This window comes from Citrobacter sp. R56, assembly GCF_016811995.1.
GTDB lineage: Bacteria > Pseudomonadota > Gammaproteobacteria > Enterobacterales > Enterobacteriaceae > Citrobacter_D > Citrobacter_D enshiensis.
The window spans coordinates 3,089,424-3,111,039 of record NZ_CP069159.1; the positions used below are offsets into that span (position 1 = coordinate 3,089,424).

The window sequence follows — 21,616 nt, forward strand, 5'->3', positions numbered from 1 at the left end:
TATGCGTATAAAAGTGGGTCTGGTGTTAGTGCCACCAGTGCGCGATTTGCCAGCCAAGCCGCGCCGCAACTCGCGCTGCTTTGCCATCATCGTCAAAGCGGGGGTTAAATTCAACCATATCCACCGCCTGAAGTTTACCGCTTCGACAAACAGGTTCCACCAGACGCATCACAGTGGCCAGCGGCACCCCCAATGCGGAGGGGGCGGAAACCGCAGGCATTTCCCAGACGGGAAGCACGTCGAGATCGATAGTCAGATAGATTTTGTCCACGCTGGCGATAAACTGCGACAGCTGTGGTTGTGCGTCGCCGCAGTCCAGATCCTCAACGACCGTCACCTTACGCCGTTGCGCTTCATCCCATAAAGCAGCGGTATTTGCCGCCCGACTCACGCCAAAGCAGGCATAATGAAACTCGCGCTCCTGCGCCTCGCAGAGCTGGGCCAGTTGCCGAAACGGCGTGCCGGACGTAGCCCTTTCCGCCTGGCGAAGATCGAGATGCGCATCCAGATTGAGGATCCCGATGCGCGCATCCGGGAACGCATCCAGAACACCAGCCCCATGACCAAATGCGGTTTCATGCCCACCGCCTAACACCAGGGTACGCATATTGGCCTGCTGACACTGTCGTACTGCGTCACGCAAAGCGTGTTGCGCCGCTTCAAGATCGGGGGCCTGCGCGATGATATTGCCTAAATCCACCAGCCGGTCATGCCCCTGATGCGCCGCCAGATTCGCCAGCGCTTTTCGCAGCGCATCCGGTGCGCCCGCCGCACCCGGGCGCCCCTGATTACGCTTTACACCTTCATCACAGGCAAACCCCAGTAACGCGATGTTCTCCGGGTATGAGGATGGGGAGAATGTCGGGCTGAGCGTGATTGTCTGGAACAGGCGCAGCGCATTGGCGGCTTCCGCGCTGTCATCACGCCCCTGCCACAAAGAACGAGGAGTCGGTTGCCATTGCGTCATTTTATCTGCCCTCTGAAAACGCGTTGATACAGCGGGTTACGGCCCGGCTCATACAGGATTTCAACCGGAAGCGCCGCATCCCAGACCACAAAATCAGCCACATAGCCTGCTTTGAGCTGCCCATGGGTTGCCTGTCGCCCGAGCGCGCGCGCAGCATGGCGTGTGACGCCTGCCCACGCCTCTTCCGGCGTTAACCCAAACTGAACGCAGGCCATGTTCATCGCCAGATGCAAGCTAATGAACGGGCTGGTGCCTGGGTTAAAATCGGTGGCGACAGCCATCGGCACCTGGTAGCGGCGCAGCAGTTCAACCGGTGGGCGCTGGGTTTCTTTGAGAAAATAAAACGCCCCCGGCAGCAGGACGCCAACGGTACCGCTTTGGCGCATCGCCGCCACGCCCGCTTCGTCCAGATATTCGATATGATCGGCAGACAGACCGTGATAGCGACTGACCAACTGCGCACCGCCCAGCAAAGAGAGTTGCTCAACATGCCCCTTAACCGGGATCCCCAGCGCTTGCGCGGTCTGAAAAACACGCTCGCTTTGCGCGAGGTTAAAACCGACGCTTTCGCAGAACAGATCCACGGTCTCAAACAGCCCCTTTTCCCATAAATGAGGCAGCATCGACTCGCACACCTGCGTGATGTAACCGTCAGGATCGTCGCGATATTCCGCAGGTGTGGCGTGCGCCGCCAGTAACGTAGGACTGATTTCCACGGTGTTCTCAGACGCCAGCGCCGCGATAACCTGCAGCATCTTCTCTTCGGTAGGTAAATCCAGCCCGTAGCCAGACTTTATCTCCAGCAACGTGACGCCTTCTTTAATGAGACGCGCCAGTCTGGCCCGTGCGATGGCAAGCAGATCGTCAGCGGAGGCTTTTCGCGTCGCCGACACGGTCGAATTAATACCGCCGCCCTGCGCGCTAATCTGTTGATACGAAACCCCGTTCAGCCGCTGTTCCCATTCTGCGGCGCGGTTGCCGCCAAAGATCAGGTGCGTATGGCAGTCGATCAATCCCGGCGTGACCAGGCGACCCTGCATATCAAACGTCTTGCCCTGCGTCGCCTCTAATGATGACTCGGGGACAATATCCAGTATGTTGCCCTGACGCACCACCAGCGCATGCCCCTCGACCATGCCATACGGCGTGTTGCGTTCGGGATCCATGGTCGCCAGCCGGACATTGCGCCAGATAACGTCATCAGGTAAAAGTTGCCGCATTCCATCCACCACTTGTCATAGGTTGTATAGACATTTATTTTTATTCCAGCGCTATTGTCAACCGGGGGGACGATAAATGTTGCTTATTTGTGACGTGTCGGCCCAATCCACGGGGCATCCGCTTCCTAAAATGAACTTTTTGCCTTTTCGCCTTCCCGTTTCGCCCAACTTAGTATAAAAAAGCAGGCTTCAATGGAATTAATTTAACTTTCAAAGCCCGGAGCAACCCGTGAACACATTATCGGTTTCCCGTCTGGCGCTGGCACTGGCTTTTGGCGTGACGCTGACCGCCTGTAGCTCTACGCCGCCCGATCAAATCCCTTCCGATCAGACTGCGCCAGGAACGTCCTCGCGTCCGATCCTGTCGGCGAATGAAGCACAGAACTTTGTTGCTGCTCATTATTTCGCTTCACTGACGCCGAATACGGCACCGTGGTCGCCTTCTTCTATTTCTCTGCCAGCGCAGCCTGACTTTGTGGTCGGCCCGGCAGGCTCGCAGGGCGTCACGCATACGACGATTCAGGCGGCAGTAGATGCGGCAATTACTAAACGTACCAATAAGCGTCAGTTTATCGCGATCATGCCAGGCGAATATCAGGGTACCGTGTACATTCCGGCCGCACCTGGCAGCCTGACGCTGTACGGTATGGGCGAGAAGCCGATTGATGTGAAAATTGGATATGCCATTGACGGCGATATGAGTATTGCTGACTGGCGTCGCGCGGTAAACCCGGGCGGTAAATATATGCCGGGTAAACCTGCGTGGTATATGTTTGACAGCTGCCAGAGCCAACGTAACGCCAACATTGGCGTCATGTGTTCAGCGGCTTTCTGGTCACAGAATAACGGCCTGCAATTGCAGAACCTGACGATCGAAAACAATCTCGGTGATAGCGTAGATGACGGTCACCACCCAGCCGTTGCCCTGCGCACCGACGGCGACAAAGTTCAGATCAACAATGTGAACCTTCTCGGTCGTCAGAACACCTTCCTGGTGACCAACAGCAGTGTACAAAACCGTCTGCAAAATGATCGTCAGCCGCGCACGCTGGTCACCAATAGCTACCTCGAAGGGGATGTGGATATTGTTTCTGGTCGTGGTGCCGTGGTGTTTGACAACACGGACTTCCGCGTTGTGAACTCCCGTACCCAAAAAGAAGCCTACGTTTTCGCCCCAGCAACGCTGTCCAACGTCTTCTACGGCTTCCTTGCTACCAACAGCCGTTTCACAGCAAGTGGTGATAATGTCGCGCAACTGGGCCGCTCGCTGGATGTCGATACCAACACCAACGGTCAGGTGGTGATCCGCGATAGCGTGATCAATGAAGGCTTTAATATGGCCAAACCGTGGGCTGATACCGCGATTTTCAAACACCCGTTTACGGGAAACACCGGTACGATGGATGATAAGGGTGAGATTCAGCGCAACCTGAACGACACCAACTTCAACCGCCTGTGGGAGTACAACAACCGCGGGTTAGGCAGCAAAGTGGTTGCAGAACCGAAGCAGTAATCGCAGTCCTGGCCCGGTAAGCGCATGCGCTACCGGGTCATGCGCCGGATAATGGCTGAAACGCCTTATCCGGCCTGCGACACACAATTAGTACGCGTTAACCACCACCCACATTGGGCCCTGACCCACCGCATAGCGCGCTTTTTCGCTTAGCAGCCCCTGCTCTCCGACAATGTCATACACCGCAATATGATGCGACTTTTGCCCGGCGGCGATCAGATATTTCCCCTGATGATCAACATTGAAGCCACGCGGCTGGGTTTCCGTCGGCTGGTAACCTTCTTTGGTCAGCACGCTACCATCTTCAGAAACGCTGAACACCGTAATCAGACTGGCAGTACGATCGCAGGCATACAGATGACGGCCATCCGGCGTAATGTGAATGTCTGCCGCCCAGCGCGTGTCGGAGAAATCGGCAGGCATCATATCCAGCGTTTGTACACACTCCACGTTGCCATGAGGATCGTTGAGTTCCCAGACATCCACAGAGCTGTTCAGCTCATTCACGCAGTAGGCGTATTGCTGGTTCGGGTGGAATGCCATGTGACGCGGACCTGCACCTTCAACCGTCGTCACTTCCGCCGGTTCCTGCGCCACCAGTTTGCCGTCGTCGCTGAGCGTAAACAGGCAAATGCGATCCTGTTTGAGCGCCGGAACCCACAAGGTACGATTATCCGGCGAGATATTCGCAGAGTGGCATCCCTCCAGCCCTTCAACAACATCCACCACCTCAACAGGCAGTCCATCTTCCAGACGCGTCACGCTGACGTTTCCGGCATTGTAGGATCCGACAAAGACAAAGCGCCCCTGGCGATCGGTGGAAATATGCGTCGGACTGCCCGGCAATGCGGACTGTGCAGCAAACGTCAGTGAACCGTCGTCTGGCGCAATGCGATACGCCAGTACGCGAAACTCCGGACGCACGCCAACGTAGAGATAGCGCTTATCCGGACTGACCACCATCGGCTGAACCTGGCCGGGTACGTCAACCACCTGCACAAGCGTCAACACGCCTTCATGATTCAGGCTCCAGACGTGAATTTGCTGGCTTTCAGGGCTGGCGGTATAAACTGTTTGCTTCATGAATGCTCCTTTGCTTTGGCAACTGGCTGCAATAACCGGATACAGCTTAACGTAGTCGCTTTTAACGATGAATTCTGAATTAACGCTCAGAATTTTGCCCGACTCTCTTCTCGGTGTACCATTCTCTCAGACAAAACTCTCAACCTTAACCTGGAAATATCTATGACCGCTCGCGTGATTGCTCTGGATTTAGACGGTACATTGCTGACCCCGAAAAAGACCTTGCTCCCCTCCTCTCTTGAGGCACTTTCGCGCGCCAGAGAAGCCGGGTATCAACTTATCATTGTCACCGGTCGTCATCACGTTGCGATTCACCCTTTTTATCAGGCGCTGGCGCTGGATACACCTGCAATTTGCTGTAACGGCACCTATTTGTATGATTATCATGCAAAAAGCGTACTGGAATCGGATCCAATGCCGGTGAGTCAGGCGCTGCAGTTAATCGATATGCTTGATGAGCACCAGATCCACGGGCTGATGTACGTGGATGACGCCATGCTCTATGAGCGCCCAACCGGGCATGTGATTCGCACCACTAACTGGGCGCAGGCTCTGCCGCCGGAACAGCGCCCGACGTTTACCCAGGTGCCTTCGCTGGCACAGGCCGCGCATGAGGTGAATGCTGTCTGGAAGTTCGCCCTGACGGACGAAGACATTCCTAAACTGCAACAGTTTGGTCAGCACGTCGGACAGACTCTGGGTCTGGAGTGCGAATGGTCATGGCACGATCAGGTTGATATTGCGCGTAAAGGCAACAGCAAAGGAAAACGCCTGACACAGTGGGTTGAGGCCCAGGGAGGCTCAATGCAAGACGTGATTGCATTCGGCGATAACTTTAATGATATCAGCATGCTGGAAGCCGCTGGTACCGGCGTCGCCATGGGCAATGCCGAGGATGCGGTGAAAGAAAGGGCCAATATTGTCATCGGCGACAACACCACCGACAGCATTGCGGCGTTTATCTATTCTCATCTGCTGTAATCAGGCGGTAATCGACACGCTCTTGATTTGCGCATACAGCCACAGGCCAGGTTTGATTCCTAACTCATCCCTGGCCCACGGGCTGATCCTCGCCCACAGGGTCCTGCCCCCAATCTCCAGTTGTACTTCAACCTGCCCTTTGTCGTCATAACACTGCGCCACTTTTGCCCGCAAAATATTACGGATACTGGTTTGCTGCGGCGGTTGCAGCACCAGTGACACATCCGAGGCCTGAATGCGAATGCGCATCGCGGTTTGCAGCGGCTCATCAAGCTTGCTCACCCACAGATGCTGATCCCCAAGGGCCAGCGCCGTCATCGCATAATGCGGATGGTGTTCCAGTACGCTAACTTTCAGAATACTGCTCTGCTGCTCCTGCGGCAGCCACGGGTGCATGACATTGCTCCCCCACACCTCCTCCAGCGCGCCAAAGGCTTTCACCTGACCGTTTTCCAGCACCATGACTTTATCCGCCAGGTGCAAGATCTCATCAAGGGAGTGGCTGACATACAGCATGGGAATATTAATTTCACGCGCCAGGCGTTGCAGATAAGGCAGCAACTCACGCTTACGCGGAATATCCAGCGAGGCCAGCGGTTCATCCAGCAACAGCAGTTCTGGCGCCGTCAGCAACGCCCGCCCGATGGCCACGCGTTGCTTCTCGCCGCCGGACAGACTTCCCGGCAAACGATCCAGCAGCGGTTCAATACCCAGCAAGGCCACCAGTTTATCAAACTGCCCGGCCATGCTTTTCGCCATTCCGTAACGAAGATTGCCGCGCACTTTATAATGCGGGAACAGGCGAGCATCCTGAAAAACATATCCCACGCGCCGCTTTTCAGGGGTTAAACAAATGCCGTTTTCGACATCGTTCAGCACCCGACCGTTGAGCACTATGCGCCCGGTTTGCGGGCGCGTCAGACCACTGATGGCGTTAATGAGCGACGTTTTCCCCGCGCCGGAAACACCAAAAATCGCGGTGATCCCGTTGGCAGGTAACGTTTCGTCGAGCGTCAGGCAATGTGTGCCTAATGTCTGGGAGAAGTTGAGTTCCAGCATCGTTATCTCCCCGTCCGTTCACGGCTAATACGGGCCAGCCATTCCGAAACCAACAGGGAAATCAGCGCCAGCACGATAGAAATCAAACACAGTCTCGCCGCCGCGCTTTCCCCTCCAGGAGTCTGGATCAGGGTATACATCGCGGAAGGAATGGTGCGCGTTTCACCGGGGATATTGGAAACAAAGGTAATGGTTGCCCCAAACTCGCCGAGCGAACGGGCAAACGCCAGCACCGTGCCGACAATAATGCCCGGCAAGGTGAGCGGCAACGTAATGGTCAGAAACACGCGCCAGCGGCCTGCGCCGAGCGTGCGGGCGGCCTGTTCCAGTTTGACGTCCACCCCCTCCAGCGCCAGGCGAATGGCCCGCACCATCAACGGGAAGGACATGACGGCGGCCGCCAGTACCGCGCCGCGCCAGCTAAACGCAAAGGTGATGCCGAACACATCATACAGCCACTGGCCGATAAACCCGCGTCGCCCCATCGCAACCAGCAGGAGATAGCCCACCACCACGGGCGGTAACACCAACGGAAGATGCAGCACGCTATCGAGCAGGGCTTTGCCTGGAAACGTGCACCGGACAAGTAACCAGGCAAAAAAGATCCCAAACGGCAGGCTAAACAGCACGGCCAGGGAAGAAACTTTCAGGCTCAGTAAAACGGCCTGCCATTCTGGATCGGTCAGTATCATTACTTCGTCGTAAATCCATAACGTTTAAAAATGTCAGAAGCCTGCGGTCCTTTCAGGTAGTCATAGAACGCGCTGACCGTGGCGTTTTTGTGTCCATCGACAATCGCTACCGGATATTCTACTTTTTTATGTGAATCTTCCGGGAAGGTACTCACTACCTTCACACCTTTACTGGCAACAGCATCAGAGCCGTAAACAATCCCCAGCGGCGCTTCGTTACGTTCCACTAACGCCAGCGCACCGCGAACATCTTCAGCCGGTGCCAGTTTCGCCGCCAGAGTATCCCATGCGCCCAGTTTTTGCAGCGCCTCTTTAGCGTAGATGCCAGCAGGAACGTGCTCGGGGTCGCCAACGGCCAGACGTCCGCCGTTCAGCAGCTGCGTCCAGGGGGTTTTGCTGTCGATAGTGAATGCTTTCTGCTCGCTCGCTTGCGGTGCGACAACCACCAGGCTGTTACCCAGCAGCGTTTGACGCGAACCGGTATCTATCGCTTTTTTATCTACGGCGTAATCCATCCATTTCTGATCGGCAGAGATAAACAGATCGGCAGGCGCGCCCGCCTCAATCTGGCGTGCCAGCGTTGAAGAAGACGCAAAAGAAGAGACAACGTCAACGTTCTTCTCTTTTTTGTACTGTGCGGCAATATCCTGCATCGCGTTGGTCAGTGACGCCGCCGCAAAGACGGTGATTTTCCCTTCATCCGCCAGCGTTTGACCAGCAACTGTTAAAGATAATGTTGCTCCGGCAAACAGGCGTAACCATGTACGAGCCATCTGTAACTCCTTTTGAATATCGTTATGTAGCTGCAAATATAACGATATTGCCAACATTTGCCCAGCGGTTATTCACGCCCATGAGAGGTGACACAAAGAAAATATCGGCAGGGAAAGCAGGATCTTGAGAAAACAAAAACGCCCGACTGAGCGGGCGTTTGGGGAATTAATGGTTCTGTCTGGGCTGGTCTTTTTTACCGATACCGGAGAAAATGTTGAACACTTCTCCCAGGCCGTAGATCATTCCGAGGATGACGGCCATGACTACAGGTACCATGATTACGGCGAATACCAGACTTTTCAATAACTCTAACATGGTCAACTCCAGATATAATCCTTCAGTTATTCTAACCTTATAAACGAGAAAAGCACTCCCCTTTTGTGCTATCGGCTTTGCGCGCCCGCCGTTTTCCGTCACAATAACCTTTTTGCCAGGATCTTGTTATGCAAGCCGAAATCCTTCTCACCCTGAAACTTCAGCAAAAATTGTTTGCGGACCCACGACGCATTTCTCTGCTTAAGCACATTGCGCTTTCCGGCTCCATTAGTCAGGGAGCGAAAGATGCAGGCATCAGTTATAAAAGCGCCTGGGATGCGATCAACGAGATGAACCAGCTCAGCGAGCAGACGCTCGTAGAGCGCGCAACGGGCGGCAAAGGCGGCGGTGGCGCGGTGTTGACGCGCTATGGTCAACGACTGATCCAGCTTTACGATTTACTGGCGCAGATTCAGCAAAAAGCCTTCGATGTGCTGAGCGACGACGATGCGTTACCGCTCAATAGTCTGCTGGCGGCCATCTCCCGTTTTTCACTGCAAACCAGCGCCCGCAACCAGTGGTTTGGCACGATCACCTCGCGTAACCACGATCAGGTACAGCAGCACGTCGACGTCCTGTTAGCCGACGGCGAAACGCGACTGAAAGTGGCGATCACGGCGCAAAGCGGCGAACGTCTGGGCCTGAATGAAGGTAAAGAGGTGCTGATCCTTCTGAAAGCACCCTGGGTGGGCATTACCCAGGACGATGCCACCGCACAGGCAGCCGACAATCAGCTTCAGGGCACCATCAGCCATATCGAACGCGGCGCCGGGCAATGTGAAGTGCTGATGACGCATCCGGATGGTCAGACCTTGTGCGCCACATTGCCGCTTGAAGAGGCCGCCAAACTGGAAAAAGGTGCCAACGTGACGGCGTATTTTAACGCCGACAGCGTGATTATCGCCACGTTGTGCTAAGCACATTGACATTGTTTCACGAAAGACGTATCCCTGTGGTTCATCGCTGCAAAAAATGGGATATAAAATGTCATCGTTGCATATTTCGCAAGGCACGTTTCGTCTGAGCGATACCAAAACGCTTCAACTGAACACGTTTACGTTGAATGCGGGTGATAGCTGGGCGTTTGTGGGCGCCAACGGCAGTGGAAAATCCGCGCTGGCGCGAGCACTGGCGGGTGAACTTCCCTTATTAAAAGGCGAACGCCAGTGCGGGTTTACGCGCAGGACTCGCCTCTCATTTGAACAGTTGCAACAACTGGTCAGCGATGAATGGCAGCGGAACAACACCGATCTGCTCAGCCCTGGCGAAGAGGATACCGGGCGTACGACGGCGGAAATTATCCAGGAAGAGGTCAAAAACCCCTCCCGTTGCGCGGCGCTCGCAGAGCAGTTTGGCATCTCCGGGTTACTCACCCGACGGTTTAAATACCTCTCCACCGGCGAAACACGCAAAACCCTGCTCTGCCAGGCGCTGATGTCTGAACCCGACTTGCTGATCCTCGATGAGCCGTTTGACGGGCTGGACGTGGCTTCCCGCCGCCAGTTAGCAGAGCTTCTCGCCACCCTGCATCAATCGGGCTATACGCTCGTGCTGGTCTTAAACCGCTTCGATGAGATACCTGACTTCGTGCAATTTGCTGGCGTCCTCGCAGACTGCACGCTGACAGAAACCGGCGAAAAATCCGCTCTGTTACAACAGGCGCTGATCGCCCAACTCGCCCACAGCGAGCAACTGGCAGGTATGCAATTACCAGAACCCGATGTCCCTTCCGCGCGCCACACCCTGCCGGAGACAGAGGCGCGGATTGTGCTGAAAGACGGCGTCGTTTCCTACAACGATCGCCCTATCCTCAACCGCCTGAGCTGGCAGGTAAATCCGGGTGAGCACTGGCAGATTGTCGGTCCTAATGGCGCAGGGAAATCGACGCTACTTAGCCTGGTCACCGGCGATCATCCCCAGGGCTATAGCAACGATCTGACGCTGTTTGGCCGTCGTCGCGGCAGTGGTGAAACCCTGTGGGATATCAAAAAACACATTGGCTATGTCAGCAGCAGTCTGCACCTTGACTACCGTGTCAGTACCACGCTACGTAATGTGATCCTGTCAGGCTTTTTTGATTCAATCGGCATCTATCAGGCTGTCTCGGACAGGCAGCGCAAGCTGGTGCAGCAGTGGCTGGATATTCTAGGAATGGATAAGCGCACCGCCGACGCGCCGTTCCATAGCCTCTCCTGGGGACAGCAGCGGCTGGCGCTGATTGTACGCGCGCTGGTGAAACACCCCACGCTGCTGATCCTTGATGAGCCGCTACAGGGGCTGGACCCGCTAAACCGTCAGCTTGTCCGCCGCTTTGTCGATGTACTGATCGGTGAAGGGAAAACTCAGCTGTTGTTTGTCTCTCACCACGCCGAAGACGCGCCAGACTGTATCACCCATCGCCTGGAGTTTGTGCCGGATGGCGACGGGTATCTCTACCGGCAGACAGCACGGCAGTGATTTTCATCCGTGGGCGCGTCAATGCGCCCTTTTTTTTCGGACAAACACCGCAACCGTTCCTTAATCCTATGATTTACAATGACGTCATTGAATGCAGGACATAAAAATACCGAAGTGTAAACGATTCCACTAATTTATTCCGTGTCACACTTTTCGCAACTTTGTTATGCTATGTTTATTCCATACCATAGGCTTAACGGAGCGAATTATGAGAGTTTTGGTTACAGGTGGTAGCGGTTACATAGGAAGCCATACTTGCGTACAGTTGCTGAAAAACGGCCACGACGTCATCATCCTTGATAACCTCTGCAACAGTAAGCGCAGTGTACTGCCCGTTATTGAACGTTTAGGCGAAAAGCATCCGAGTTTCGTTGAAGGCGATATCCGCAACGAAGCGCTGATGACCGAAATCCTGCACGATCACGCGATTGATACCGTGATTCACTTTGCCGGACTGAAAGCCGTTGGCGAATCCGTCGCTAAACCGCTGGAATATTATGACAACAACGTTAACGGCACCCTGCGTCTGATCGGCGCCATGCGCGCTGCTGGCGTCAAAAACTTCATCTTCAGCTCCTCCGCCACCGTTTACGGCGACCAGCCGAAAATTCCTTATGTCGAAAGCTTCCCGACCGGGACGCCGCAAAGCCCGTACGGCAAAAGCAAACTGATGGTCGAACAGATCCTCACCGATCTGCAAAAAGCGCAGCCGGACTGGAGCATCGCGCTGTTGCGTTACTTCAACCCGGTCGGCGCACATCCGTCAGGCGATATGGGCGAAGATCCGCAGGGCATTCCGAATAACCTGATGCCTTACATCGCCCAGGTGGCGGTAGGCCGTCGTGACTCCCTCGCCATTTTTGGCAACGACTATCCGACCGAAGACGGCACCGGTGTGCGCGACTACATCCACGTGATGGATCTCGCCGACGGGCACGTCGCCGCAATGGAAAAACTGGCCGGTAAACAAGGCGTACACATTTATAACCTTGGCGCAGGTGTCGGCAGCAGCGTGCTGGACGTCGTCAACGCCTTCAGCAAAGCCTGCGGCAAACCGGTGAACTACCATTTTGCCCCGCGTCGCGAAGGCGATCTTCCCGCCTACTGGGCGGATGCCAATAAAGCAGACCGCGAACTGAACTGGCGCGTCACCCGTACGCTTGACGAAATGGCGCAAGATACATGGCACTGGCAGTCACGCCATCCGCAGGGATATCCGGATTAAGGAACAATCATGACGCAATTTAACCCTGTCGATCATCCACATCGCCGCTTTAATCCGCTCACCGGGCAGTGGATTCTGGTTTCGCCGCATCGTGCGAAACGCCCCTGGCAAGGGGCGCAGGAAACGCCGTCTAACGACGTCCTGCCTGCTCACGATCCAGACTGTTTCCTGTGTGCAGGCAACACCCGCGTGACCGGTGATAAAAACCCCGACTACACCGGGACCTACGTTTTTACCAACGACTTTGCCGCCTTAATGTCCGACACGCCGGACGCGCCGGAGAGCCACGATCCACTGATGCGTTGCCAGAGCGCGCGCGGCACCAGTCGGGTTATCTGTTTTTCTCCGGATCACAGCAAAACCTTACCCGAATTGAGCGTTCCGGCACTGACGGAAATCGTTAAAACCTGGCAGGAACAAACGGCCGAGCTGGGTAAAACGTATCCGTGGGTGCAGGTTTTCGAGAACAAAGGTGCGGCAATGGGCTGTTCCAACCCGCATCCACACGGTCAGGTTTGGGCTAACAGCTTCCTGCCCAACGAAGCCGAACGTGAAGATCGTTTACAAAAGGCTTATTTCGCTGAGCAGGGTTCTCCGATGCTGGTGGATTACGTTCAGCGTGAACTGGCCGATGGCAGCCGCACCGTCGTGGAAACCGAGCACTGGTTAGCGGTCGTCCCCTACTGGGCAGCCTGGCCGTTTGAAACATTGCTGTTGCCAAAAGCGCATGTATTGCGCATGACCGATCTGACCGATGACCAGCGCGCCGATTTGGCGCTGGCGTTGAAAAAACTGACCAGCCGTTATGACAACCTGTTCCAGTGCTCATTCCCCTACTCTATGGGCTGGCACGGCGCGCCATTTAACGGCGAAGAGAACGAACACTGGCAACTGCACGCACACTTTTATCCGCCGCTGCTGCGCTCCGCAACCGTCCGTAAATTTATGGTTGGTTACGAAATGCTGGCAGAGACTCAGCGTGATCTGACGGCTGAACAAGCGGCAGAACGCCTGCGTGCGGTCAGCGACATCCATTTTCGCGAATCCGGAGTTTAAAAAATGAGTCTGAAAGAGAACACACAATCTCTGTTTGCAGAAATTTTTGGCTACCCTGCCACCCACACCATTCAGGCGCCAGGCCGCGTTAATCTGATCGGTGAACATACCGATTACAACGACGGTTTCGTGCTGCCCTGCGCTATCGACTATCAGACGGTGATTAGCTGTGCGACGCGCGACGATCGTAAAGTCCGCGTCATTGCCGTCGATTATGACAATCAGATTGACGAATTCTCCCTCGATGCCCCCATCGTCACCCACGACAGCCAGCAATGGTCAAACTACGTACGCGGCGTGGTAAAGCACCTGCAAAAACGTCACGCGGGTTTTGGCGGCGCTGATTTAGTGATCAGCGGTAACGTGCCACAGGGCGCGGGGTTAAGCTCTTCCGCTGCGCTAGAAGTGGCCGTGGGCACCGTGTTCCAGCAACTTTATCATCTGCCGCTGGATGGCGCGCAAATCGCGCTCAACGGTCAGGAAGCAGAAAATCAATTTGTTGGCTGCAACTGCGGCATCATGGATCAGCTGATCTCCGCGCTGGGCAAGAAAGACCATGCCTTGCTTATCGATTGCCGTTCACTGGGCACCAAAGCGGTATCGATGCCAAAAGGCGTGGCGATCGTTATCATCAACAGCAACTTCAAACGTACGCTGGTGGGCAGTGAATACAACACTCGCCGCGAACAGTGCGAAACGGGCGCACGCTTCTTCCAGCAGCCTGCCCTGCGCGATGTCAGCCTTGACGCCTTCAACGCCGTAGCAAGTCAGCTGGATACGGTGGTGGCAAAACGCGTTCGTCACGTCCTGACCGAAAACGCGCGTACCGTTGAAGCGGCAAACGCGCTGGAGAACGGTGACCTGAAACGGATGGGTGAACTGATGGCCGAATCTCACGCCTCCATGCGTGATGATTTTGAAATCACCGTACCGCAGATCGATACGCTGGTTGAGATCGTCAAAGCGACCATCGGCGAAAACGGCGGCGTGCGCATGACCGGCGGCGGCTTCGGCGGTTGCATCGTCGCGCTGATTCCGGAAGCGTTGGTACCCGCCTTACAACACGCCGTTGCTGAGCAGTACGAAGCAAAAACCGGTATCAAAGAAACCTTCTACGTCTGCAAACCTTCACAAGGAGCCGGACAGTGCTAAATGAAACCCCAGCGCTGGCACCCGATGGTCAGCCGTTTCGCCTGCTGACCCTGCGCAACCGCGCAGGGATGGTGGTCACGCTGATGGACTGGGGCGCCACGCTTCTTTCCGCCCGCATCCCCCTGGGCGACGGGAGTGTTCGCGAAGCCTTGCTGGGCTGCTCCAGCCCGGAACAGTATCCCGAACAGTCGGCGTTTCTCGGCGCATCGGTCGGGCGTTATGCTAATCGCATCGCCGACAGCCGCTACAGCTACGCGGGTGAAACGGTCAGTTTGCTGCCAAGTCAGGGCGAGAACCAGTTGCATGGCGGACCCGATGGTTTTGATAAACGTCGCTGGCAGGTGGTCAACCAGAACGATTGTCAGGTATTGTTTGCGTTGACGTCTGAGGATGGCGACCAGGGCTTCCCGGGGCGTCTGTGCGCCACCGCGCAATATCGCCTGACCGAGGACAACCGCATATCAATCACCTATCGTGCGGCGGTGGATAAGCCCTGCCCGGTTAATCTGACCAACCACGTTTATTTCAACCTGGATGGCGATGTGACCGATGTCCGCAATCATAAGCTGCAGATTCTGGCTGATGATTATCTGCCGGTTGATGAAGGGGGCATCCCGCGCGAAGGTCTGAAATCCGTTGCCGGTACCTCATTCGATTTCCGCCATGCGAAAACGATCGCCAGTGCGTTTCTGGCTGATGACGATCAACGCAAAGTGAAGGGATATGACCACGCCTTTTTGTTGCAGGCCAGGGGCGATGCCCGTACCCCCTGCGCGCATCTGTGGTCACAGGATGAAAAATTGCAGATGAAGGTGTACACCTCCGCGCCAGCGCTGCAATTTTATTCCGGTAATTACCTGGGCGGCACACCGTCCCGTGGGCCAGACGCCTATGCTGACTGGCAAGGCCTGGCGCTGGAAAGTGAATTCCTGCCGGACAGCCCAAACCATCCGGAATGGCCGCAACCAGACTGTATTCTTCACCCGGGTGAAGAGTATGTGAGCCTGACGGAGTATCAGTTTATCCCCGCCTGATTCAGCGCCCTCCGAAAGGAGGGCGGTTTTATCTCCATCCTGCTCAAATCCCCATCATCTGAAGACAAAATCGCAACCATGAGTTCACAAGAACCTTACACTGCGTCACTATTTTCGCTATGGTTATGCGTAAGGATTGCCGCTGAGGCGTCACGGCAATATAATGAGAATTATTATCATTAAATGAAGGTTGAGGAGTAAGCATATGGCTGTAACTAAGCTGGTTCTGGTACGTCATGGTGAAAGTCAGTGGAACAACGAAAACCGCTTCACCGGCTGGTACGATGTTGATCTGTCTGAGAAAGGCGTGGGCGAAGCAAAAGCGGCAGGAAAACTGCTGAAAGATGAAGGCTATAGCTTTGATTTTGCTTATACCTCTGTGCTGAAACGTGCCATCCACACCCTGTGGAACGTACTGGACGAACTGGATCAGGCCTGGCTGCCGGTAGAGAAATCCTGGAAACTGAATGAGCGTCACTACGGTGCGCTGCAGGGTCTGAACAAAGCTGAAACCGCAGAGAAATACGGTGATGAGCAGGTGAAACAGTGGCGTCGTGGCTTTGCGGTAACACCGCCAGAGCTGACCAAAGACGATGAGCGTTTCCCGGGCCACGATCCGCGTTATGCCAAACTGACTGACAAAGAGCTGCCGGTGACAGAAAGCCTGGCGCTGACCATTGATCGTGTCATCCCTTACTGGAATGAATCCATTCTGCCGCGCATCAAAAGCGGTGAGCGCGTCATTATCGCCGCTCACGGTAACTCCCTGCGCGCGCTGGTGAAATACCTGGATAATATGGGTGAAGATGAAATTCTTGAACTGAATATCCCGACCGGCGTACCGCTGGTGTATGAGTTCGACGAAAACTTCAAGCCAATCAAACGTTACTACCTGGGTAATGCTGACGAAATCGCAGCAAAAGCGGCGGCCGTTGCGAATCAGGGCAAAGCGAAGTAATTCATTTCCCGGGTAGCCATTCGTCATCGATTGGCTACCCGGTGCTTATACCCCGATAACCCCATCCAGTATCACCTGCGCCCTGCCCTGCGAACACCGTTCCACGCGACCACGCACGTGGTACACCTGCGCCAGACGTTCTGCGGTAATCACCGCTTGAGGCGCGCCGCTCGCCACCAGCTTACCGTCTTTGAGCATCACAATATGGTCGCCGAAGCGTAATGCCATATTCATATCGTGCACCACCACCAGCGTCACCAGCTGACGCGTTCGCGTCTCCTGAGCAATCCTTTCCATTACGTGCAACTGATAATTCAGATCCAGTGCGCTGAGTGGCTCGTCCAGTAGCAGAAGTTCAGGACGGCGGATCAGTGACTGCGCCAGTCCGACCAGTTGCCGCTGACCGCCAGAGAGCCTGTCGAGATAATGCAACGCGAGGTGCGAAATGCCCAAATGTTCAAGTAGTGCCAGTACCTGCGCCTGATCCTGCAAAGCGTTATTTCCGCCCGCAGCGCGTTGCGCCGCCAGCACGGACTCCAGCACCTGCAAGTGTACGCCCTGCGGCAATGACTGAGGTAAAAACACCACCTTCTGCGCGCGCCGGGCAAACGGCAGCGACATCAGATTTTCATCACCCAGAAGCACTTCCCCGCGGGCTTTCGTTAAGCCAGCCAGAGCACGTAACAATGTCGACTTTCCACAGCCGTTAGGTCCCAGCAGCACCGTGATTTTGCCGCGCGGCAGTTCAGGAATGTTCAGATTGCCAATCACGGGGTGCTTCGGATAACCGGCATACAGCCCCTTAATCATCAGTCCGCTCATAGACCGCTTCCCCGGTGACGAAGAATGATGCTCAGGAAAAACGGTACGCCCACCAGTGACGTCACAATTCCCACCGGAATGATCACGCCAGGCACTATGTTTTTGGAGGCGACCGACGCCAGAGAAAGCACAAGCCCACCGGTCAACACGCTGCCTGGCAGATAAAAACGGTGATCTTCCCCAAACAGCATTCGCGCAATATGTGGCGCCACCAGGCCGATAAAACCAATCGGCCCAACAAACGCCACCGAAAGCGCCGAGAGCAGACTAATGCGCAATAACGCAGCCAGACGCAAACGCCGGACATCAATGCCGAAGCTCATCGCCCTCTCTTCTCCCAGGCGCAATGCCGTCAGTTGCCAGGCGCTGCGCATTGACCAGCACGAAACAACGGCGAAAACTACTGCCAGCACGCCAAGTTTTTCCCATGAGGCGCGGGTCAGACTGCCCATCGTCCAGAAGACCAGTCCCTGCAACGTATCTTCATCCGCCACAAACTGCAGCATTGAAACCAGCGCATTGAAGGTAAACACCAGGGCAATACCGAACAGCACTACGCCCGACGTCGCAACGCGCGTCCAGCGGGTGATGCCATCCAGTAACAACGCGGAAAATAAGGCAAACGCAAAAGCATTGGCGGGGATAAACCAGGCCGCAGGAATACCCGGAATCCCGATGCCCAGCACAATCGCCAGCGCCGCACCAAACGCCGCGGCAGATGAAACCCCGAGTGTAAAAGGACTCGCCAGCGGGTTGTTTAAAATGGTTTGCATTTCGGCCCCCGCCAGCCCAAGCGCCATCCCGATCAGCAGCGCCATCAGCGCATACGGCAAGCGAATATCCCAGACAATCACGCGAACCCCGGCATTCGCGCTGGCAGGATGCAACAGCGTTTTCCAGAGTTCACTGAACGGTAAACCTGACGCGCCAAGGGTTGAATCAAGCATCAACGAAGCCAGAATCGCCAGAGTAATCACCAGCGCCAGCAGTAAGCGTTGACGTACAACCTGCCGGTAGAGGTGCAGAATGGCGTTCGGGGAGGTGACATTAGCGGAGGACGACATAGTATTTCATCAGGATGCGTGGCAAATCTTATTCTTACGGGCTCGGAAGGGTGATTATACCGTACCAGGTCATCGTTATATATTTTTTTATATTCCGAATGTGGGGGCACAAAAAAAGCCGACTGTCAGAGTCGGCTTAGATGCAGGTAAGCAGGATTATCCGCGGCGTGATTTCACCGCATTCGACAACTTACGCAGCAGCGAGTCGGTGTCTTCCCAACCAATACAGGCATCGGTAATGCTTTTACCGTAGGTCAGCGGTTCACCGCCTTCCAGGTTTTGATTCCCTTCGACCAGATGGCTCTCTACCATCACGCCAATAATCGCTTTTTCTCCGCCAGCAATTTGCTGGCAAACATCCGCGCAGACATCCATCTGCTTTTTGAACTGCTTGCTGGAGTTGGCGTGGCTAAAATCGATCATCACCTGCGAAGGCAGCCCGGCTTTCCCAAGCCCCTCTTTCACGACAGCGACATGCTGCGCGCTGTAGTTCGGTTCTTTCCCGCCGCGCAGAATGATATGGCAGTCGCCATTTCCGCTGGTATTCACAATCGCGGAGTGACCCCATTTAGTGACGGAGAGGAAACAGTGCGGCGCCCCTGCGGCGTTGATAGCGTCAATGGCGACCTTGATCGTGCCATCGGTGCCATTTTTGAATCCTACCGGGCAGGAAAGTCCTGAAGCCAGCTCACGGTGAACCTGAGATTCGGTAGTACGCGCCCCAATGGCGCCCCAGCTCATCAGGTCGGCAAGGTATTGTGGGGTGATCATGTCGAGGAACTCACCGGCAGCCGGCAAACCGCTATCATTGATATCCAGCAATAACTTGCGGGCAATACGCAGACCATCGTTGATCTGGAAGCTGTTATCCATATGCGGATCGTTGATCAGCCCCTTCCAGCCCACGGTGGTGCGCGGTTTTTCAAAATAGACGCGCATGACGATCTCAAGATCGTCTTTTAACTCTTCACGCAGTGCCAGCAGGCGAGCCGCATACTCTTTGGCCGCCGCCGGATCATGAATTGAACACGGCCCAATCACCACCAGCAGGCGATCGTCATTGCCTTTCAGAATTTTATGAATCGCTTTACGGGCATGCGCTACAGTGTTGGCAGCGTTTTCAGTAGCGGGGAATTTTTCCAGGAGTGCGACCGGCGGTAATAACTCGTTGATCTCTTTAATGCGTAAATCGTCGTTCTGATAATTCATGATTATTCCAGCGTTGCCATACTTATATAAATGAATGCAATCCCTCCAATCTATATCTTCATCCCGAAAGTGTAAACTGGGTTTTACAGCTTGCATGGATTAATCCTGAAATCAGTTGAAAAACGCCATAAAGTAGGGAAAAACGAGATCCAGTTTACAATTTTCAACTTCAATTGCTCTTATTAAAATTATTTTCCAGATTCTATGCTGCGCTAAATCGCCGTTCCGCAGTCGTTAGCGCCTTTCTACTGAGTCCCCAATACCTGAAAATTTGGCTGATACCGGGAGAGCAAAAGCTCTCCTTTTTATTTTGTCAGTCAAAAATCCGTATGATGTCATACAGTAATGATGAGAATAACAAAGGGATGACACTATGGCGCACTCACATACTCATACTTCACCTCACCTGCCGGAAGATAAAAATGCCCGCCGGTTGCTGTTCGCGTTTTGTGTCACCGCCGGATTTATGCTGGTTGAGGTGGTGGGCGGAATACTCTCCGGCTCGCTGGCACTGTTGGCAGATGCTGGCCACATGCTCACCGACGCCGCTGCCCTGCTCTTTGCACTGCTGGCCGTACAGTTTGCCCGGCGACCGCCCACGATCCGCCATACCTTCGGCTGGCTAAGACTCACGACACTGGCCGCGTTTGTTAATGCCATCGCGCTGGTGGTGATCACCATTTTGATTGTCTGGGAGGCCATTGAACGTTTCTACACACCGCGACCCGTTGCAGGCGGCATGATGATGGTCATCGCCGTCGCCGGACTGATGGCCAATGTGCTCGCATTCTGGATACTGCACCGTGGCGGTGAAGAAAAAAATCTCAACGTCAGGGCCGCTGCCCTGCATGTAATGGGCGACTTACTGGGATCGGTCGGGGCGATCATCGCTGCGTTGATAATCATCTGGACGGGCTGGACGCCTGCCGACCCGATCCTCTCGATTCTGGTTTCTCTGCTGGTACTAAGAAGCGCATGGCGTTTATTGAAAGACAGCGTCAACGAACTTCTGGAAGGCGCACCGGTTTCCCTGGATATTGCTGCTTTACAGCGCCATCTCAGCAGGGATATTCCGGAAGTACGTAATGTGCACCATGTGCATGTCTGGATGGTCGGCGAGAAACCGGTGATGACGATGCATGTGCAGGTGATCCCACCGCACGACCATGATGCGTTGCTGGCGCGCATCCAACATTTTCTGATCCACCATTACCAAATTGAACACGCCACCATACAGTTAGAGTATCAACCCTGTAACGGCCCGGATTGCCAACTGAACCAAAGGCAATCCGGGCATATACATCACCACCATTAATGGGAAAGTGCGCGTGAGCCGCGGTCGCGCGCGCTGTTGATCCACATCCGACTGCCGTTCAGGGCAATAAACGTCAGGATCAGGTATTCCAGCGACATCGCGTAAACCCCTTGTAGCGCGAAGATCACAACGCTAATGACGTTGATAACCACCCACAGTAGCCAGTTTTCAACGTATTTGCGCGTCATCAGGATCATCGCCACAATCGACAGCACCATCATGCAGGAATCCCAGAAAGGGAAGGCATCAGGCTGTAGCTCAGGCGCAGCAACCTGCAATCCCAGCGTCTGCATAATATTCACGGCAATTTTTGTCAGGAAGGCGAAAACCGGGTCGATGAATACTGTCATCAGACCAATGGCCACCACGCAGACAGCCAGCCAGCTCAGCGCTTTTGGCAACGGCAGCCAGCGAATTTTCAATTCCGCTTCATGTTGACTCGTTTGTCGGGACCAGGCATACCAGCCGTAGATATTGGCGGCAAAGAAAAATACCTGTAACAGCAGGCTGGCATAGAGTTGGATCTGAAAAAAGATAATGGCGAACAGCGTAACGTTAATCAGACCAAAAAAGTAATTACTGATCTTCTCCAGACTCGCCAGTCCGATGCACAATAAACCAGCGACAGTCCCCACAGCCTCAATCCACGACAGAGCGTAGCCCCCCGCGCCGATTGGGATATGAACAAGAATGTTCTGCGTGCTAAAAAAATCCATCTTT

21 protein-coding genes are annotated in these 21,616 nt (G+C 54.8%); 10 read left to right on the forward strand and 11 right to left on the reverse strand.

Going from position 1 to position 21,616, the window contains the following annotated elements:
• Positions 1 to 25: 25 nt before the first annotated feature.
• On the reverse strand, positions 26 to 967 hold the full coding sequence (gene hutG, locus JM656_RS14660) for a formimidoylglutamase (protein ID WP_203358425.1): 942 nt from the start codon (positions 965 to 967) through the stop codon (positions 26 to 28).
• Positions 964 to 2,187, reverse strand: coding sequence for an imidazolonepropionase (hutI, locus tag JM656_RS14665; RefSeq protein ID WP_203358426.1), 1,224 nt, complete (start codon positions 2,185 to 2,187; stop codon positions 964 to 966). Before hutI ends, hutG begins: the two co-directional genes overlap by 4 nt.
• 229 nt (positions 2,188 to 2,416) lie before the next feature.
• Here hutI and JM656_RS14670 point away from each other — a divergent pair, with 229 nt between their 5' ends.
• Positions 2,417 to 3,700, forward strand: coding sequence for a putative acyl-CoA thioester hydrolase (locus tag JM656_RS14670; RefSeq protein WP_203358427.1), 1,284 nt, complete (start codon positions 2,417 to 2,419; stop codon positions 3,698 to 3,700).
• 87 nt (positions 3,701 to 3,787) lie between these two features.
• Here the strand turns inward: JM656_RS14670 and pgl are convergent, their stop codons facing one another.
• Positions 3,788 to 4,783 carry a 6-phosphogluconolactonase gene (gene pgl, locus JM656_RS14675; RefSeq protein ID WP_203358428.1) on the reverse strand — a complete coding sequence of 332 codons (996 nt, stop codon included), beginning with the start codon at positions 4,781 to 4,783 and terminating at the stop codon, positions 3,788 to 3,790.
• A gap of 162 nt (positions 4,784 to 4,945) precedes the next feature.
• Here pgl and JM656_RS14680 point away from each other — a divergent pair, with 162 nt between their 5' ends.
• Complete coding sequence (locus JM656_RS14680; RefSeq protein ID WP_203358429.1) at positions 4,946 to 5,764, forward strand: pyridoxal phosphatase; 819 nt, start codon at positions 4,946 to 4,948, stop codon at positions 5,762 to 5,764.
• Here JM656_RS14680 and modC read toward each other — a convergent pair whose 3' ends face one another.
• The 4 genes from modC to JM656_RS14700 form a co-directional block, all read right to left on the reverse strand.
• Positions 5,765 to 6,823: a molybdenum ABC transporter ATP-binding protein ModC gene (modC, locus tag JM656_RS14685; protein ID WP_203358430.1), complete on the reverse strand. Its 1,059-nt coding sequence runs from the start codon at positions 6,821 to 6,823 to the stop codon at positions 5,765 to 5,767. It abuts the gene before it with no gap.
• Between the two features lie 2 nt (positions 6,824 to 6,825).
• Positions 6,826 to 7,515 carry a molybdate ABC transporter permease subunit gene (gene modB, locus JM656_RS14690; protein WP_192611625.1) on the reverse strand — a complete coding sequence of 230 codons (690 nt, stop codon included), beginning with the start codon at positions 7,513 to 7,515 and terminating at the stop codon, positions 6,826 to 6,828.
• The gene (gene modA, locus JM656_RS14695) at positions 7,515 to 8,288 is read right to left on the reverse strand and encodes a molybdate ABC transporter substrate-binding protein (RefSeq protein WP_203358431.1); all 774 of its coding nucleotides are present in this window, start codon (positions 8,286 to 8,288) and stop codon (positions 7,515 to 7,517) included. Before modA ends, modB begins: the two co-directional genes overlap by 1 nt.
• Positions 8,289 to 8,454: 166 nt before the next feature.
• The gene (locus JM656_RS14700) at positions 8,455 to 8,604 is read right to left on the reverse strand and encodes an AcrZ family multidrug efflux pump-associated protein (protein ID WP_203358432.1); all 150 of its coding nucleotides are present in this window, start codon (positions 8,602 to 8,604) and stop codon (positions 8,455 to 8,457) included.
• 128 nt (positions 8,605 to 8,732) lie between these two features.
• Here JM656_RS14700 and modE point away from each other — a divergent pair, with 128 nt between their 5' ends.
• The 7 genes from modE (at position 8,733) to gpmA (ending at position 16,486) form a co-directional block, all read left to right on the forward strand.
• Entirely contained in the window at positions 8,733 to 9,521 is a 789-nt protein-coding gene (gene modE, locus JM656_RS14705; protein ID WP_203358433.1) for a molybdenum-dependent transcriptional regulator, read from the forward strand.
• A 67-nt stretch (positions 9,522 to 9,588) separates the two neighbouring features.
• Entirely contained in the window at positions 9,589 to 11,061 is a 1,473-nt protein-coding gene (gene modF, locus JM656_RS14710) for a molybdate ABC transporter ATP-binding protein ModF (protein WP_203358434.1), read from the forward strand.
• A 208-nt stretch (positions 11,062 to 11,269) separates the two neighbouring features.
• Positions 11,270 to 12,286 (forward strand): UDP-glucose 4-epimerase GalE, encoded by a 1,017-nt coding sequence (gene galE, locus JM656_RS14715; protein WP_203358435.1) that lies wholly within the window; start codon positions 11,270 to 11,272, stop codon positions 12,284 to 12,286.
• Positions 12,287 to 12,295: 9 nt separating this feature from the next.
• On the forward strand, positions 12,296 to 13,342 hold the full coding sequence (galT, locus tag JM656_RS14720; protein WP_203358436.1) for a galactose-1-phosphate uridylyltransferase: 1,047 nt from the start codon (positions 12,296 to 12,298) through the stop codon (positions 13,340 to 13,342).
• A gap of 3 nt (positions 13,343 to 13,345) precedes the next feature.
• Positions 13,346 to 14,494, forward strand: a complete 1,149-nt coding sequence (galK, locus tag JM656_RS14725) for a galactokinase (protein ID WP_203358437.1) — start codon at positions 13,346 to 13,348, stop codon at positions 14,492 to 14,494.
• Positions 14,488 to 15,528 carry a galactose-1-epimerase gene (gene galM / locus JM656_RS14730; RefSeq protein ID WP_203358438.1) on the forward strand — a complete coding sequence of 347 codons (1,041 nt, stop codon included), beginning with the start codon at positions 14,488 to 14,490 and terminating at the stop codon, positions 15,526 to 15,528. Before galK ends, galM begins: the two co-directional genes overlap by 7 nt.
• A gap of 205 nt (positions 15,529 to 15,733) precedes the next feature.
• On the forward strand, positions 15,734 to 16,486 hold the full coding sequence (gene gpmA, locus JM656_RS14735; protein ID WP_203358439.1) for a 2,3-diphosphoglycerate-dependent phosphoglycerate mutase: 753 nt from the start codon (positions 15,734 to 15,736) through the stop codon (positions 16,484 to 16,486).
• A 45-nt stretch (positions 16,487 to 16,531) separates the two neighbouring features.
• Here gpmA and JM656_RS14740 read toward each other — a convergent pair whose 3' ends face one another.
• The 3 genes from JM656_RS14740 to aroG form a co-directional block, all read right to left on the reverse strand.
• The gene (locus JM656_RS14740; RefSeq protein WP_203358440.1) at positions 16,532 to 17,308 is read right to left on the reverse strand and encodes an ABC transporter ATP-binding protein; all 777 of its coding nucleotides are present in this window, start codon (positions 17,306 to 17,308) and stop codon (positions 16,532 to 16,534) included.
• Complete coding sequence (locus JM656_RS14745; RefSeq protein ID WP_203358441.1) at positions 17,305 to 18,372, reverse strand: iron ABC transporter permease; 1,068 nt, start codon at positions 18,370 to 18,372, stop codon at positions 17,305 to 17,307. The genes JM656_RS14740 and JM656_RS14745 overlap by 4 nt, the downstream gene beginning before the upstream one ends.
• A gap of 156 nt (positions 18,373 to 18,528) precedes the next feature.
• Positions 18,529 to 19,581, reverse strand: coding sequence for a 3-deoxy-7-phosphoheptulonate synthase AroG (gene aroG / locus JM656_RS14750; RefSeq protein ID WP_203358442.1), 1,053 nt, complete (start codon positions 19,579 to 19,581; stop codon positions 18,529 to 18,531).
• A gap of 373 nt (positions 19,582 to 19,954) precedes the next feature.
• On the opposite strand from aroG, the gene zitB reads away from it, so the two are divergent.
• Positions 19,955 to 20,896 (forward strand): CDF family zinc transporter ZitB, encoded by a 942-nt coding sequence (zitB, locus tag JM656_RS14755; protein ID WP_203358443.1) that lies wholly within the window; start codon positions 19,955 to 19,957, stop codon positions 20,894 to 20,896.
• Here zitB and pnuC read toward each other — a convergent pair.
• Complete coding sequence (gene pnuC / locus JM656_RS14760; RefSeq protein WP_203358444.1) at positions 20,893 to 21,612, reverse strand: nicotinamide riboside transporter PnuC; 720 nt, start codon at positions 21,610 to 21,612, stop codon at positions 20,893 to 20,895. The two genes, zitB and pnuC, sit on opposite strands and share 4 nt — an antisense overlap.
• Positions 21,613 to 21,616 lie beyond the last annotated feature (4 nt).

Coding starts and splice junctions, on each gene's coding strand:
- JM656_RS14740 (WP_203358440.1), bottom strand. CDS start 17,308: ATGAGCGGACTGATGATTAAGGGGCTGTATGCCGGTTATCCGAAGCAC.
- galK (WP_203358437.1), top strand. CDS start 13,346: ATGAGTCTGAAAGAGAACACACAATCTCTGTTTGCAGAAATTTTTGGC.
- JM656_RS14745 (WP_203358441.1), bottom strand. CDS start 18,372: ATGTCGTCCTCCGCTAATGTCACCTCCCCGAACGCCATTCTGCACCTC.
- pgl (WP_203358428.1), bottom strand. CDS start 4,783: ATGAAGCAAACAGTTTATACCGCCAGCCCTGAAAGCCAGCAAATTCAC.
- gpmA (WP_203358439.1), top strand. CDS start 15,734: ATGGCTGTAACTAAGCTGGTTCTGGTACGTCATGGTGAAAGTCAGTGG.
- modA (WP_203358431.1), bottom strand. CDS start 8,288: ATGGCTCGTACATGGTTACGCCTGTTTGCCGGAGCAACATTATCTTTA.
- hutG (WP_203358425.1), bottom strand. CDS start 967: ATGACGCAATGGCAACCGACTCCTCGTTCTTTGTGGCAGGGGCGTGAT.
- modE (WP_203358433.1), top strand. CDS start 8,733: ATGCAAGCCGAAATCCTTCTCACCCTGAAACTTCAGCAAAAATTGTTT.
- galE (WP_203358435.1), top strand. CDS start 11,270: ATGAGAGTTTTGGTTACAGGTGGTAGCGGTTACATAGGAAGCCATACT.
- JM656_RS14680 (WP_203358429.1), top strand. CDS start 4,946: ATGACCGCTCGCGTGATTGCTCTGGATTTAGACGGTACATTGCTGACC.
- JM656_RS14700 (WP_203358432.1), bottom strand. CDS start 8,604: ATGTTAGAGTTATTGAAAAGTCTGGTATTCGCCGTAATCATGGTACCT.
- modC (WP_203358430.1), bottom strand. CDS start 6,823: ATGCTGGAACTCAACTTCTCCCAGACATTAGGCACACATTGCCTGACG.
- modB (WP_192611625.1), bottom strand. CDS start 7,515: ATGATACTGACCGATCCAGAATGGCAGGCCGTTTTACTGAGCCTGAAA.
- pnuC (WP_203358444.1), bottom strand. CDS start 21,612: ATGGATTTTTTTAGCACGCAGAACATTCTTGTTCATATCCCAATCGGC.
- galT (WP_203358436.1), top strand. CDS start 12,296: ATGACGCAATTTAACCCTGTCGATCATCCACATCGCCGCTTTAATCCG.
- zitB (WP_203358443.1), top strand. CDS start 19,955: ATGGCGCACTCACATACTCATACTTCACCTCACCTGCCGGAAGATAAA.
- hutI (WP_203358426.1), bottom strand. CDS start 2,187: ATGCGGCAACTTTTACCTGATGACGTTATCTGGCGCAATGTCCGGCTG.
- modF (WP_203358434.1), top strand. CDS start 9,589: ATGTCATCGTTGCATATTTCGCAAGGCACGTTTCGTCTGAGCGATACC.
- aroG (WP_203358442.1), bottom strand. CDS start 19,581: ATGAATTATCAGAACGACGATTTACGCATTAAAGAGATCAACGAGTTA.